Raw genomic sequence first — 13,764 nt, 5'->3', positions numbered from 1 at the left:
GTGACCACCGCCGCCGCGGACGCGCTGTCGGGACCGCTCGCCGACGCGCTCATCGCCGCCGCGCTCGCACTGACCGCCGCCATGGCCACCGCCGTCGTGCTGACCCGCGACCCCGTCCGGCAGGCGATCGTACTGTCGGGGTACGGGACGACGCTGGGGCTGCTGTTCCTGATCCTGCAGGCGCCCGACGTCGCGATGTCGCAGCTGGGCGTCGGGACGGTCCTGCTGCCGCTCATCGTCGTGCTGGCCCTGCACGCCGCCCGCCGCCACCACCGCGACGACCACCGAGACCGCCACGGCCACGGCGGCGGCGGTGAGGGGGCCGGGGGCGGGCGGGAGGCGCGCCGGTGACGCCCCGCGCCCGCCTCCCGCTGTTCGCCGCCGGCGCCGCCGGGACCTTCGCGCTGTTCACCGCCGGGGTGCTCGGCCTGCCCGCGTTCGGCGGCGCGGTGCACCCCTACGCCGACCGCGCCGTCCGGGAGGCCGTCCGGCAGGGCACCCCCAACGCCGTCGCGTCGGTCACCTTCGACCAGCGCGCCTTCGACACCCTCGGCGAGGAGCTGATCCTGCTGGCGGCGGCGCTCGGCGCCGTCGTGCTGCTGCGCACCGTCGCCGGGGAGCACCGCGACGCCGGCGCCGCGCACCGGCACGGGCCCGCCGAGGTCCCCGACGCGCTGCGCCTCACCGGGTGCCTGCTGCTGCCCCTCACCCTGGTCGCCGGCGTCTACATCGTCGCGCACGGCCACCAGTCCCCCGGCGGCGGATTCCAGGGCGGCGTCGTCCTCGGCACCGCCGTCCACCTGCTCTACCTGGCCGGCGACTACCCGGCGCTGCGGCGGCTGCGCCCGGTCGCGCCACTGGAGTCCGCCGAGGCCGCGGCGGCCGCCGCGTTCACGCTGCTGGCCCTGGCCGCCGCCGGGCAGGCCGCGACCGGCCGCGTCCCCGCCCTCAACGGCGCCGTCGGCGCCGAGGTCGGCTGCGCCCTGGTCGTGCTCGTCGCCACGTTCTTCGACCAGGCGCTGCTCGTGCACGGCACCGCCCGGACGCGGGAGGGGCCCGCGTGAGCGTCCTGCCCTACCTGACCGCCGGATGGATCATGCTCGCCGGCGTGTACGGGATCGTCACCAGCCGCGACCTGATCCACGCCGTGGTGTGCCTGTCGGTCACCCAGTCCGGCACCTACGTGCTGCTGCTGGCCATCGGGCACCGCTACGGCGCCACCGCGCCGGTGTTCTTCGACCGGCCCCCGCCGCCCGCCGGGCCGCCCGTCACCGACCCCGTCGTGCAGGCCATGGCGCTCACCGACATCGTCGTCGGCGCCACCGCCACCGCGCTGCTGCTCGCCCTGGCCGTGCAGGTCGCCAAGCGGCGCGGCACCCTGGACCCCGACGCGCTGCGCTCGCTGGAATCGTGATCCCCTCCACCGCGGTCGCGCTGCAGGCCGCCGTCGCGCTGCCGGTGCTGGCCGCGGCGGTGCTGGCCGGGGCCGGGCGGTGGCTGCCCCGGCCCGCCGTCGACGCGGCCGCGCTGGCCGCCGCGGCCGCCGTCACCGCCCTGACCGCGCTCACCCTCGCCCGCTCCGGCGGCGGCGCCCAGGTCGCCTGGCTGGGCGGCTGGGGACCCGGCACCGGCGTCGGCATCCCCCTGGTCGCCGACCCCCTCGCCGCCGGGCTGGCCTGCGTCACCGCCGCGCTCACCCTGGCCGCGCTGGCGTTCTCCTGGCGGTACTTCACCGAGATCCAGGCGATCTTCCACGCGCTGGTGCTGCTGTTCCTGGCGTCGATGTGCGGGTTCGTCTACACCGGGGACCTGTTCGACGCGTTCGTGTTCTTCGAGCTGATGAGCGTGGTCGCGTTCGCGCTCACCGGATACCGGGCCGAGGAGCCCGCGACCGTGCACGGCGCCCTGAACTTCGGGGTCGTCCAGTCCATCGGCGCCTACCTGTCCCTGGCCGGGATCGCGCTGCTGTACGGGCGCACCGGGCAGCTCGGCCTCGCCGCCATCGGACGGCACCTGCCCGGCGGCGACACGGGGGCGGGCTCGGGCGGCCCGGGCGGCTCGGGCGGCGCGCTCGTCACCGCCGCGTTCGTGCTGGTGTGCACCGGCTACCTGGTCAAGGCCGCCGCCGTCCCCTTCCACTTCTGGCTCGCCGACGCCCACGCCGTCGCGCCCACCCCGGTGTGCGTGCTGTTCTCCGGCGTCATGGTGGAACTCGGCGTGTACGGGGTGGCGCGGACGTACTGGGCGGTGTTCGCCGGGCTCGTCCCGCTGCGCGGCATCGCCGTCCTGGGCGCCGCCGCCGCGCTGCTCGGCGCCGTGATGTGCCTGCTGCAGCACCACGTCAAGCGGCTGCTGGCCTACTCCACCATCAGCCATGTCGGGCTGCTGCTGGTCGGCGCCGCCGCCGGGACCCCCGCCGCGCTCGGCGGCGCCGCCTACTCCCTGGCCGGGCACGCGGGGGTGAAGGGCGCGCTGTTCGTGGCCGCCGGGGTGCTGCTGAACCGGCACGGGAGCATCGACGCCCGCGAGCTGCGCGGCCGCGGCCGCGGCATGCCCTTCACCGGAGCGGTGTTCCTGGTCGGGGCGCTGTGCCTGGCGGGCCTGCCGCCGTCCGGGCTGTTCGCCGGGCACGCCGTCACCGAGCACGCCGTGCTGGAGCTGGGCTGGTGGTGGTATCCGCCGCTGTCGGCCGCCGCGTCCGCGCTCACCGCCGGCGCGGTGCTGCGGGTGTGGCTGACGGTGTGGCGCGGCACGCCCACCGAGCAGGAGGCCGGGTCGGGCGGGCACGAGGACCCCGAGACGCCCGGCGGGCTGCGGTCGGTGCCGTGGACGATGCTCGGGCCGGGGGCCGCGCTGCTGGCCGCCGGGCTGCTGGCGGGGCTGCTGCCCGGCGGCGCGGTCGCCGCCGCCGCGCACGCGTTCGCCGACCGCGGCGGCTACGCCGCGCTCGTGCTGGACGGGCGCGCCGCGCACCCGGACGCGGTGCCCGCCGACCCGTGGACCGCCGCGGGCCTGGCCGGGTCCGCCGTCGCGCTGGCCGCGGCGGTGGCGGTCGCCGCGGCGGGCGTCCGCCGCCGCACCCCCGACCGGTCCGCGCCCCGCCAGGACCGAGACCGGCAGGACCGGGCGGGGCGGTGGTGGGGCGCGGTCGCCGCGCGGCTGCACGCGCTGCACTCGGGCCACGTCGGCGACTACGCCGCCTGGCTCACCGCCGGCGTCGCCGTCCTGGCGCTGCTCACCCTCCCCTGGTGACCCGCGCTCCCCGATGACCCGCGCCCCCGGCGACCCGCGCGCCGGCGGTCAGGTGCTCCACAGGCGGCGCTTGCGGTAGCGGGGCTCCCACACCACGCGGTTGCGGTCGCGGACCGGGCCGGGCAGCGCCGTCAGGAACCGCGACCGGTCCACCGGCGCGATCCCGTCCACCACCCACGGGACGAACAGCGCCGCGCCCGGTGCGCAGCGCCGGGCGGCCTCGTCGGCCAGCGCCCGCCACTGCCCGGCCTCCAGCACCGACTCCGCCAGCGGCAGCACGGTCGCCTCCTCGTGCCGCAGATGCGCGTCCAGCGCCTCCCGCAGCGCCCGCACCGCCGCCACCGCGCCACCACCGGCGGTGCCGGTGGTGGCGCGGCCGGTGTGGGCGGCGGCGAGTGCCGTGTTGACGCCGGCGATCAGCGGCCCGAGCCGGGCGCGCTCGGCGCGGATCTCCGCCAGCACCGCCAGCTCCGCCGGGCGCCCGGCCACCGCGCGCTCCACCCGCGGCCACAGCGTCCGGTCCTCCAGTTCGTGGTGCATGTCCAGTTGCTGGGTGAGGTTGTCCCAGCCCGCGCGCACATGCGCGGCGCCGCCCTTGCCCGCCGCCACCGCCGCCGCGAGCCGGTCCAGGTCCCGGCGGAACGCGGCGTGCGCGGCGTACAGGAGGGTGCGGCACGTGGTGTCGCGCGTCCCGACCGCGAAAACTCCCATGCACATATGAGGGGTCCCGCGCCCGCGGACGTGACATCTTCCGGCGCGGAAGAGACGCACCTCACAACCGTGCGGGACCACCCGGAGGCGGGGGACGCGGGGGGCGCGGTCAGCGCGGCTCGGCGGCGGCCAGGACCTCCAGGTAGTGCGGGTTGGTCATCACGCCGAGCACGTTGCCGAACGGGTCGACGACCGACGCGGTCACGAACCCCGTCCCCGAGCCGCGCTCGGTGATCTTCTCGTGCTCGCGGGCGCCCATCGCCAGCAGCCGCGCCACGGCCGCCTCCAGGTCGTCGACGTGCCAGTACATGATCGCCCCGCCCGGCCCGGCCGCCGCGGGGCCGCCGGGGCGGAACCGGGCGTCGACCAGGCCCAGCTCGTGCTGGTAGTCCCCCGTCCGGAACTCGTAGTAGCCGGCGCGGCCGTCGGGCCCCGGGACGCTGAAGTAGGGCTGGACGCCCAGCAGTTCGGCGTACCAGTCCTTGGCGGCCTCCAGGTCGTCGGCCCACAGGTTGATGGTGGCGAATCCGCGCAGCATGACGCTCCTCCGTCCGAGACCCGGGAACCTCCCGGCCTCGGTACCGACGCTAAACCGCCATCAGGTCATTGAACGTCCGCTTTGGGCGGCAGGATGGGGACATGCGCGATCCGTCCGGGCGGCTGCTGCGGCTGCTGTCCCTGCTCCAGACGCCCCGCGAGTGGCCCGGCCCCGAGCTCGCCGGGCGGCTCGGCGTCACGCCCCGCACCGTCCGCCGCGACATCGACCGGCTCCGCGAGCTGGGCTACCCCGTGCGGGCCGCGCGCGGCGCCGCCGGCGGGTACCGGCTCACCGCCGGCACCGCCATGCCGCCGCTGCTGCTGGACGACGACGAGGCCACCGCCGTGGCGATCGCGCTGCGCACCGCCGCCGGCGGTGCCGTCGCCGGCGTCGAGGACACCTCGCTGCGCGCCCTGGCCAAACTCGAGCAGGTCCTCCCCCGCCGGCTGCGGCCCCGCGTCGCCGCGCTCTCCGCGGCCGCGGTGGCGCTTCCGCCGCAGGGCGGCGGCCCGCCGCCCGCCGACCCCGCCGTGCTGGCCCTGCTCGCCGCCGCCTGCGCCGCCCGCGAGCACGTCCGCTTCACCTACACCGCCGCCGGCGGCGCCGCCACCCGGCGGCTGGCGCAGCCGCACCGCCTCGTCGCCGCCGGGCGCCGCTGGTACCTGCTCGCCCACGACGAGGACCGCGGCGCCTGGCGGACCTTCCGCGCCGACCGCATCACCGGGCCGCACCGCACCGGGGTCCGCGGCCCCGCCCGCGAGCTGCCCGGCGGCGCCGACGCCGTCTCCTGGACGATGGACGCCCTGGCCGGCGGGTCCGGGCAGATCCGGGCGCGGCTGCTGCTGCACGTCCCCCTCGCCGAGGCCGCCGGGCACGTCACCGCCTGGCACGGCGTCCTGGAACCGGCCGGCGACGGGGCCTGCGTGCTGCACACCCGCGGCGACTCGCTGCGGTTCCTGGCCCACCGCGTGGCGCTGCTGCCGGTCGACTACACCCTGCTCGACCCGCCCGAGCTGGCCGGGGAGCTGGCCGCCGTCGCCGCCCGCGTCTCCCGCGCCGTCCGTGACTTCCCGTCCTAGCCGGGTGAGGTGTCGCCGAGCGACTCCAGCAGCGTGCGCAGCGCCGACGCCAGCCGCGCCCGCTCGGCGGGGTCCAGCGCGGCCAGCAGCCGGTCCTCGTTGGCGGCGTGCTCGGCCACCAGCCCCTCCACGGTCTCCAGGCCGCGGGGCGTCAGCCGGATCAGCACCGACCGGCGGTCGCCGGTGTCGCGGATCCGCTCGACCAGGCCCTTGGCCTCCAGCCGGTCGATCCGGTTGGTGATCGCCCCGGAGGTCACCATCGCCGCGGTCAGCAGCTCCCCCGCCGTCAGCTCGTAGGGGGCGCCGTGCCGGCGCAGCGTCGCCAGGACGTCGAACTCCCAGCTCTCCAGGCCCCGCTCGGCGAAGAACCGCTTCAGCTCCCGGCCCAGCAGCAGCTCCGCGCGCGAGATCCGCCCGATGACGCCCATCGGGGACGCGTCCACGTCGGGCCGCTCGCGCGCCCACTGCGCCAGGATCGCGTCCACCGCGTCCGCCACGGCCCCTCCCCGCGTTCTGCGACCCGAGTTCTCTCAACGTTGAGATTATCAATCGTGGAACACCGGCGCGCGGGTGGCCACAACCGGCACGCGCCCTCGACAGCCCCGGCGGCGCGCTGGGATAAACGGAGGCACCGGCCGCTGTCAACCAGTAATGGTGTAATCATGGAGGCCCTGTCATGGAGACGCTGTACGAGCACGCCGGCGGCGACGAGGGCCTCCGCAGGTTCATCGGCCTGTTCTACGCCTCCGTCCTGGCCGACGACCTGCTCCAGCCGCTGTTCGGCGAGGGCCGCCCGACCCACGTCGACCACCTGACCGCCTTCACCGCCGAGACCTTCGGCGGCCCGGACGCCTTCACCCGCGAGATGGGCGGCTTCGCGCACCTCATCGACGTGCACCGCCACCTGAGGATCACCGAGGAGCAGCGCGTCCGGTTCGTCGAGCTGTACATGGCCGCCGCCGACGCCGCCGGGCTCCCCGCCGACGCCCCGTTCCGCCGGGCGCTGCGCGAGCACGTGGAGTTCGGCTCCGAAGTCGCCAAGCAGAACTCCAACGCCGCGACCGACGACGAACTGCACCCCCTGCGCGAGGTCCCCCACTGGGACTGGCCCGCCCCCTGACCCCCGAAGACCGGGCGCCGGTGCCCGCAGGTTGAACGGCGGGTTGAACGGCGGGTTGAAGGTCGCCGCCCGCCCGGCCCTGATGGCCGGGGGCGTGAGCGGCGCCAAGTCTCCGGGACGGCTTCAACGAAACACTTGAAGCCATGGATGTCGCAGAGAACGAACCGCAGGTGGGGCAGGGTGCCGGCACGGCGCCCGGCGACGGGCCGGGGCACGCGCACAAGCGCCGGTGGTGGACGCTGGCGGTGGTGAGCGCGGCGCAGCTGCTGGTGGTCCTGGACGGGACTATCGTGAACATCGCGCTGCCGTCCGCGCAGCACGCGCTCGGGATGTCGGACGCGAACCGGCAGTGGGCGATCACCGCCTACGCGCTCGCCTTCGGCGGGCTGCTGCTGATCGGCGGCAGGGTCAGCGGCGCGGTCGGCCACCGGCGCACGTTCCTGATCGGGCTCGCCGGCTTCGCCGCGTCGTCCGCGCTGGGCGGCGCCGCGACCGGCCCGGCGATGCTGTTCGCGGCGCGGGCCCTGCAAGGGGCCTTCGCCGCCGCCCTCGCCCCCGCCGGCCTGTCGCTGCTGGCCCTCACCTTCACCGGCGCCCGCGAACGCGGCCGGGCGTTCGGGGTCTTCGCCGCGGTCGGCGCCGCCGGCTCGGCGGTCGGCCTGATCGCCGGAGGGCTGCTGACCGAGTACGCCACCTGGCGGTGGTGCCTGTACATCAACGTGCCCATCACCCTGCTCGCCGTGCTCGGCACGACGCTGGTACCCGCCGACCGGCCCGTCGCCGGCCGGGGCCGCCTCGACGTCGCCGGCGCGCTGCTCAGCCTCACCGGATTCGCCGCGCTGGTGTACGCGTTCACCCGCGCCGAACCCCTCGGATGGGGCTCGGCCGAGGTGCGGGCACTCCTGGCCGGCGGCCTCCTGCTGCTGGCCGCGTTCGTCGCCGTCGAGACCCGCGCGGCGCACCCGCTGCTGCCGATGCGGATCCTGCTGCACCGCGCCCGCGCCGCCGCGTTCTGCGCCATCACCCTGATGTTCGCGGCGATGTTCGGCTTCTACCTGTTCATGAGCTACTACACCCAGACGGTGCTGGGCTACTCGCCGGTCCAGGCCGGCCTGACACTGATCGTCAACGCGCTGGCCACGCTGGCCGGGTCGGTGCTCATCGCCGGGAGACTGCACGGCCGCGTCCAGCCCGCCGCGCTGATCGTGCCGGGCCTGCTCACCGCCGCCGCCGGGATGCTCGTCCTGACCCGCCTGTCGGCCGGGGCCGCGGACGTCCTCGGCCTCTACCTGCTCCCCGCGCTCGTCCTCACCGGGCTCGGCCTCGGCTGCGTCATGCCGCCGACCGCCGGCCTGGCCACCGAGGGCATGCGCGGGCACGACATCGGAGCCGCGTCCGCCGCCTACAACGCCGCCCAGCAGCTGGGCGCCGCCCTCGGCACCGCCCTGCTCAACACCCTGGCCGCCTCCGCGACCGCGGCCTACCTGGCCTCGCGCCCGCACCCCCGGCCGGACGCGGCCGTGGTGCACGGCTACACCACCGCCCTGACGGTCGCGTTCGCCGTCCTGCTGGCCGCCGCGTGCCTCACCGGCCTGCTGCTCATCACGCGGCGCGCACGGCCGAGCGGACCCCGGAAGGAGGAGCCCGCGCCCACCCGCGGCTGAGAGGCCGCGGTCTCGATGGGACGCGGCCCGCCCGGTGCGCAAACCCGCACCGGGCTGGCCGCGTCCCATCGAGACCGCGCGCAGCCGGAGCTCCCGCCGGACACCCGGGCACACCCGCACGCGCTCGTAGCGCTCGGACAGCTGCGCCGCGGTCTATCGCCGCCACCGTCCCTGCGGCGGTCCCGGCGGCGGGTTCGTCCACGGCCCCGCGGCGTGTGGGACACTGGGGCGTTCGCCGGCGGGATGCGAGGACTGGAGCGTTCGTGGGGGGTGTGCTTCGGGTCTCGCGACCCAACGCGCGGTTCCAGCAGTGGGAGGCGCTGCTGCGGAACCGGACCAAGCGGCAGCGGGCGGGGGAATTCCTCGTCCAGGGCGTCCGGCCGATCACCCTGGCGGTGGAGCGCGGCTGGCCGGTGCGGGCGCTGATCTACGACGCCGAGCGGCCGCTGTCGCGGTGGGCGAACGGCATGCTGGAGCGCGCCGGCGCCGAGCGGGTGGCCATGGCGCCCGACCTTCTGCGGGAGCTGAGCGGCAAGGACCAGGACGTCCCCGAACTGGTGGCGGTGGTGGCGCTGCCGGGCGACGACCTGTCGCGGATCGCGGTGGGGCCGTCGTTCCTGGGCGCGGTGTTCGACCGCCCGTCCGGGCCCGGCAACATCGGCACGATGGTGCGGTCGCTGGACGCGTTCGGCGGCGCCGGGCTGATCGTCACCGGGCACGCCGCCGACCCCTACGACCCCAAGGCGGTGCGCGCCTCCACCGGGTCGCTGCTGGCGGTGCCGGTGGTCCGCGTCCGCTCCCACCGCGAGGTGCTGGACTGGGCGGCGCGGGAACGGGCGGCCGGACGCCCCCTCACCGTGGTCGGCACCGACGAGAACGGCCCCGCCGACATCGCCGAGGTGGACCTGACGGGCCCGGTGCTGCTGGTGATCGGCAACGAGACCGCCGGGCTCAGCGCGGGCTGGCGCGAGGGCTGCGACACCATGGCGCGGATCCCGATCGGCGGCGCCGCCAGCTCCCTCAACGCCGCCGGCGCCGCCACGGTCGCCCTCTACGAGGCCGTCCGCCAGCGCCTCCACCGCCCCTGACCCGCACCGGACGGGCAACGGCCAGGCCCCGACCGCCCCGACCAGCGCGATCCCGACGTCGGCGCACTCGTCGTCCTGCTCCGGCATGCCCCCGCTGACCGCGATCGCGCCGACTCCAAGGTCCAGGACGACCTGCTCAACGCCCTCTCGGCCGCCGAGCGCGACCGCCTCGCGGCGCTGCTCGCCCGCGTCCTCGATTCGAACCCCGATCGGCCATGACCGTCGCGCGGCGTGCCGCCCCGCTCCTCGGCCGCTAGTGACGGACCGCGTATCCGCCCAGCCCGTTCTCCACCAGACCGAAGACCTCCCGCGCGAGCGCGACCATGGTCGGGTAGATGTCGTCGACGCTCTCGCCCTCGCTCCGGCGCCGGTGGATCTCCTCGTAGAGGGAGATGCGGGCTCCGGCGATCTGCATGGCCGCGCAGTGCGCGAGCGCCTCGTCCGCGCTTCCCCGTTCCGGGCCCGCCTCGGCGATGAGTTCGTCCGCGAGCAGGCGCGTGCCCCTGGCGTTCCAGGCGTAGGTTCGGGCCAGCAGCGACGGTGTCGCCAGGATCAGTTCGCGGACACGCAGGTTCAGCGGGTCGGGGCTCATCCCGATCGACGCGTCGCGAGCCGCCAGATGCTCGAGGAACTGCCCGTGCACGGCAGCCACGGCGGACTCCCCCGGCGGCCGCTCGCGAACGGCGCGGGCCAGGTCGCCGGTGTGCTCCTCCATGGGTTTGAAGACCAGGTCTTCCTTGGTGCCGTAGTAGTTGAAGACCGTCATCTTCGAGACGTCCGCGGCGTCGGCGATCTCCGCCACCGACACCTTGTCGAAGCCTCGCTCGATGAACAGGCCGATGGCGATCCGCCAGATCCGCAGCGCGGTGTCCCGCTTCTTGCGCTCGCGCAGTCCCATGGGTTCGGCCATGGCCTCGACTTTACCAGGACGAAATTTGATCCCGGATGAAAAGTTGACTCGGTACACGAATGCCTGCGACCGTGGAGCGCATGGCCCCTTCCCCCATGACGCCCTCGCAGCGGAACATCGCCCTCGCCGCCTGCCTGGCGACCGTGCTCCTCGCCGTCCTGGACATGCAGATCGTGTCGGCGGCGACCGTGCCGATCGCCCGGGATCTCGACCCCGTCCGTGGGGTGGACCGCGTCCCCTGGCTGATCAGCGCGTACAGTCTGGCGGCCACCGTCGCCCTGCCGCTGTACGGCAAGCTCTGCGACGTCATCGGCGCCAAGCGCGTCTTCCTCGGCGCCGTGGCCGTCTTCCTCGCCGGCTCCGGACTCTGCGGCGCGGCCCAGAGCATGGGCCAGCTCATCGCCTTCCGGGCGCTCCAAGGCATCGGCGGCGGCGGCCTGATGAGCGTCACCCTCGTCGTCCTGGCCCAGCTCATGGCCGCCGCCGGGAAGCAGGGCTCGAACGGCGGCAACATGGGAGGCCTGATCGCCGGCACCGGCATGGCGCTGGGCCCGGTCGTCGGCGGCGCCCTCGCCGACCACGCCGACTGGCGCTGGATCTTCTACATCAACCTGCCGCTCGGCGTCGCCGTCCTCATCGCCGCCGCCTGCACCCTGCACCTGCCGCAGCACACCATCGCCCGCCGCATCGACTTCCCGGGCGCCGCCCTCGCGGCCGCCTTCGCCGGCGCGCTACTGCTGGTGACGGAGTGGGGCGGCACCGACTACGCATGGTCCTCGGCCGTGATCCTCGGGCTGACCGGCGCCGCGGCCCTGCTCCTGGCGCTCTTCCTCTGGCGGCAGGCGACCGCCCCCGAACCGATCCTGCCGCTGTCGCTGCTCCGGCACCCCGTGCTGCGCGGCTCGTTCGCCCTCCAATTCCTGCTCGGTACGGCCCTGACCGGCTCGATCGTCTACATCCTCATGTACCTGCAGCTCGCCCGGGGCACCGCAGCGACCCAGGCGAGCCTGTACCTGATCCCCATGGCGATCGGCATGGGGACCATCGGCCTCGTCTCCGGCCAACTGGCCCGCCGGGGCTGGAGCACCCGGACCTTCGTGGTCTCGGGCACGGCGACCGCGACACTCGCCCTGGCCCTGCTGGCGACGAGCGGCACAGGCACCAGCCTGTGGCTCATCCGCGGCGAGATGCTGCTGCTCGGCCTCGGCTTCGGGCAGCTGATCGGCCAGCTCATCCTGCTCGCCCAGGAGACCGCCCCGGCGCACCAGCTGGGAGTGGCCACCACCGCCACCCGGTTCTTCCAGACGCTGGGGAGCGCGCTGGGCACCGCGCTCTTCGGCACGGTACTGGCCCGGGTGTACGAAGCGCACGGGCCCGGCTCGACGACGAGCGCGATCACCCGCCTCAAGGGCACCGCACGGACCGAGGCGATACACGGCTTCGTCACGGCCACCCACTGGGTCTTCCTCTCCGCGGCCGGCGTGATGGCGCTCGCCCTGCTCCTGTCCGTCCTGCTCCCGAAGCAGCCCGGCCCGACCCCGCCGGAGCCACAGCACGAGCACGCCAGAATGGTTTCGGCCGAAGACGGCTAGAGCCACCCCGCCTGGGCGAACGCCCCACCTTTGAAGGAACGCGGACACCCGCCCCCGCGCCATTCCCCGTCGCGCCGCGGCGACCGCCTACCGGCACTTTTCGTGCGTCGATATGCGGTTCAGCGTCGCAATGGCCAGTGGGCGGGTCTGCGGTTTTGGGAACCGGTGCGGTGGCGGGAGTGGCCGTATCTGGCCTCATGGCGCTGGCCTCTCTGGCGGGCGAGTAGTTTCAAGATCGTCTGTTCCGCCATTCCCCCTCCCCGCTTTTCGAGGTCTCATGTCCTTGCCATTAGGTACCCGTGTACGCGTCTGGGCCCGTATCGCCCTTTCCCGTCTCCTGAGGATCGTGCCGATCAAGGCCGTCATCGCGGTCCGGGACCGCAACCTTCGCTCGAAGGCCCCCGCCCGGCGGGTGTGGGGGCTGCTCGCCGCTGTGCTGCGGCACAGGCGGCTCACTCCCCTCACTGACTTCGTTCTGCCGGATAACCCAGAAATCCGTCTGACCGTCACCCATTCCCGTCTCGTCCAGTTGATTTTCTGGTACGGGGCGCGGTACGAGGGCGCGGAGACGTTCTGGTGGCGGAAGCTCTGCGGCCAGGCCACCCGGATTCTGGAGGTCGGCGCGAACGCGGGCTATTACACGGTGCAGGGCGCCCACGCGGCGCCGAGCACTCCGTACATCACCGTGGAGGCCAATCCCGAGGCGGCCGCGATCGTCGCCGCCAATGTCGAACTCAACCGGTTGGGCAACGTCGAGGTCGTCCAGGCCGCGGTCGTGGACGACGACGCGCCGGCCACCATGCAGCTGTCGCTGCCCGACCAGGAGCGATACGCCGCGCCGACCGGGGCGTATCTCGCGGAGGGCGGCGAGGGCATCGCCAACCGCCCGGCCGCCACCTCCGTCACCGTCCCGACGAGGCCCATGAGTCAACTGGTCGACGGCGTCGACCTCCTCAAGCTCGACATCGAGGGGTATGAGGCGACGGTGCTGGAGTCCGTCCTCCCGTGGCTCCTGAGCGAGCGGCCCACCATCGTGGTCGAGGTACTCCGGGACGTCCCCCGGCTGCGCAAGCTCATCGTCCAACTACGGGAGGAAGCGGGCTACGAGGTCCGCGCGATCGGCGAGACGGAGCTCCACGTCATCACCGATGACGAACTGTCCGCCGACGTGCCGCTGCCTCGCTACGGGTCCCGTGACGTCATCCTCATCCCGCCCGAGCGGCTCCAGTCGCTGTGATGGCGTGAGCCCGGCGCGGCCCTGCCGGGCTCACCCAGGGCCGGCGAGGACGCGCCGAAGCGTGGCGTTGGAGATGGCGGCGCGCACGGGGCCGGGGCGTTCGCCCGCGGTTCGTAAGAAACTCCGCGCAGCGGCCGGGACCCCTCGACCAGGGCGCGTTTCGCCGCGGCAAGCGCGGCGAGGGGACGGGACGCCATGCGGCGGGCCAGTCGCAGCGCCTCCGGCTGGAAGGCGGGGCGGGGAGGACCTGCTCGACGATTCCGGCGGTCCTTGCCTGCTCGGCGGTGAGAACGCCGCCGGAAAGGACGACGTCAGCGGCCCGGCCCGGGCCGATCAGCCTGGCCAGGCGCTGGGTGCCGCCCTGGGGATGACGCCGAGCGCGGTCGCCGGAAGGCTGAAGTGGGCGTCGGCCGAGGCCCAGCGCAGCGTGCACGCCAGGGACAGTTCGAGGCCGCCGCGCCAGCAGGGCGAGTTCCGCGTCCAGTTCTTCGAGTGCGGTGAAGGTGAGGAAGTTGCGGGGCGGGTTGCGGTAGGTGAGGACGGCGACGCCTTCGCCGTCCTCCCGGGCCCACA

The 13,764-nt window shown here is 74.9% G+C and carries 14 protein-coding genes; 10 read left to right on the top strand and 4 right to left on the bottom strand.

From position 1 onward, the window contains the following. From HUT06_RS21740 to HUT06_RS21725, 4 genes are read left to right on the top strand one after another with little or no spacing between them, the layout of a single operon-like run. Positions 1-351: a DUF4040 domain-containing protein gene (locus HUT06_RS21740; RefSeq protein WP_254715311.1), complete on the top strand. Its 351-nt coding sequence runs from the start codon at positions 1-3 to the stop codon at positions 349-351. Continuing rightward, positions 348-1,064, top strand: coding sequence for an MnhB domain-containing protein (locus HUT06_RS21735; protein ID WP_176197417.1), 717 nt, complete (start codon positions 348-350; stop codon positions 1,062-1,064). The genes HUT06_RS21740 and HUT06_RS21735 overlap by 4 nt, the downstream gene beginning before the upstream one ends. Continuing rightward, positions 1,061-1,414 carry an NADH-quinone oxidoreductase subunit K gene (locus tag HUT06_RS21730; protein WP_176197416.1) on the top strand — a complete coding sequence of 118 codons (354 nt, stop codon included), beginning with the start codon at positions 1,061-1,063 and terminating at the stop codon, positions 1,412-1,414. The genes HUT06_RS21735 and HUT06_RS21730 overlap by 4 nt, the downstream gene beginning before the upstream one ends. Further along, positions 1,411-3,252, top strand: coding sequence for a complex I subunit 5 family protein (locus HUT06_RS21725; RefSeq protein WP_217711385.1), 1,842 nt, complete (start codon positions 1,411-1,413; stop codon positions 3,250-3,252). The genes HUT06_RS21730 and HUT06_RS21725 overlap by 4 nt, the downstream gene beginning before the upstream one ends. A gap of 48 nt (positions 3,253-3,300) precedes the next feature. Here HUT06_RS21725 and HUT06_RS21720 read toward each other — a convergent pair whose 3' ends face one another. Together HUT06_RS21720 and HUT06_RS21715 are read right to left on the bottom strand one after the other, a co-directional pair. Next, entirely contained in the window at positions 3,301-3,963 is a 663-nt protein-coding gene (locus tag HUT06_RS21720) for a hemerythrin domain-containing protein (protein ID WP_176197415.1), read from the bottom strand. Positions 3,964-4,072: 109 nt separating this feature from the next. Continuing rightward, positions 4,073-4,501, bottom strand: a complete 429-nt coding sequence (locus HUT06_RS21715) for a VOC family protein (protein ID WP_176197414.1) — start codon at positions 4,499-4,501, stop codon at positions 4,073-4,075. A 101-nt stretch (positions 4,502-4,602) separates the two neighbouring features. Between HUT06_RS21715 and HUT06_RS21710 the strand changes: the two genes are divergently transcribed. After that, positions 4,603-5,580: a YafY family protein gene (locus tag HUT06_RS21710; RefSeq protein ID WP_176197413.1), complete on the top strand. Its 978-nt coding sequence runs from the start codon at positions 4,603-4,605 to the stop codon at positions 5,578-5,580. Here the strand turns inward: HUT06_RS21710 and HUT06_RS21705 are convergent. Beyond that, positions 5,577-6,077, bottom strand: a complete 501-nt coding sequence (locus HUT06_RS21705; protein WP_176197412.1) for a MarR family winged helix-turn-helix transcriptional regulator — start codon at positions 6,075-6,077, stop codon at positions 5,577-5,579. The two genes, HUT06_RS21710 and HUT06_RS21705, sit on opposite strands and share 4 nt — an antisense overlap. A gap of 179 nt (positions 6,078-6,256) precedes the next feature. Between HUT06_RS21705 and HUT06_RS21700 the strand changes: the two genes are divergently transcribed. From HUT06_RS21700 to HUT06_RS21690, 3 genes are all read left to right on the top strand, one after another. Further along, entirely contained in the window at positions 6,257-6,700 is a 444-nt protein-coding gene (locus HUT06_RS21700) for a group II truncated hemoglobin (RefSeq protein WP_176197411.1), read from the top strand. A gap of 143 nt (positions 6,701-6,843) precedes the next feature. Then, entirely contained in the window at positions 6,844-8,364 is a 1,521-nt protein-coding gene (locus tag HUT06_RS21695; protein ID WP_176197410.1) for an MFS transporter, read from the top strand. Between the two features lie 263 nt (positions 8,365-8,627). Next, positions 8,628-9,452: a TrmH family RNA methyltransferase gene (locus HUT06_RS21690; RefSeq protein WP_176197409.1), complete on the top strand. Its 825-nt coding sequence runs from the start codon at positions 8,628-8,630 to the stop codon at positions 9,450-9,452. Positions 9,453-9,705: 253 nt separating this feature from the next. On the opposite strand, the gene HUT06_RS21685 is transcribed toward HUT06_RS21690, so the two are convergent. After that, complete coding sequence (locus HUT06_RS21685; RefSeq protein ID WP_176197408.1) at positions 9,706-10,362, bottom strand: TetR/AcrR family transcriptional regulator; 657 nt, start codon at positions 10,360-10,362, stop codon at positions 9,706-9,708. 80 nt (positions 10,363-10,442) lie between these two features. Between HUT06_RS21685 and HUT06_RS21680 the strand changes: the two genes are divergently transcribed. Beyond that, the gene (locus HUT06_RS21680) at positions 10,443-11,954 is read left to right on the top strand and encodes an MFS transporter (RefSeq protein ID WP_217711384.1); all 1,512 of its coding nucleotides are present in this window, start codon (positions 10,443-10,445) and stop codon (positions 11,952-11,954) included. A 346-nt stretch (positions 11,955-12,300) separates the two neighbouring features. Further along, on the top strand, positions 12,301-13,191 hold the full coding sequence (locus HUT06_RS21675) for an FkbM family methyltransferase (RefSeq protein WP_176197407.1): 891 nt from the start codon (positions 12,301-12,303) through the stop codon (positions 13,189-13,191). Positions 13,192-13,764: the final 573 nt, after the last annotated feature.

Source organism: Actinomadura sp. NAK00032, from assembly GCF_013364275.1.
Lineage (GTDB): Bacteria > Actinomycetota > Actinomycetes > Streptosporangiales > Streptosporangiaceae > Spirillospora.
Note: the sequence above shows the minus strand (reverse complement) of the source record. Positions and strands in the feature narration are given on the sequence as shown.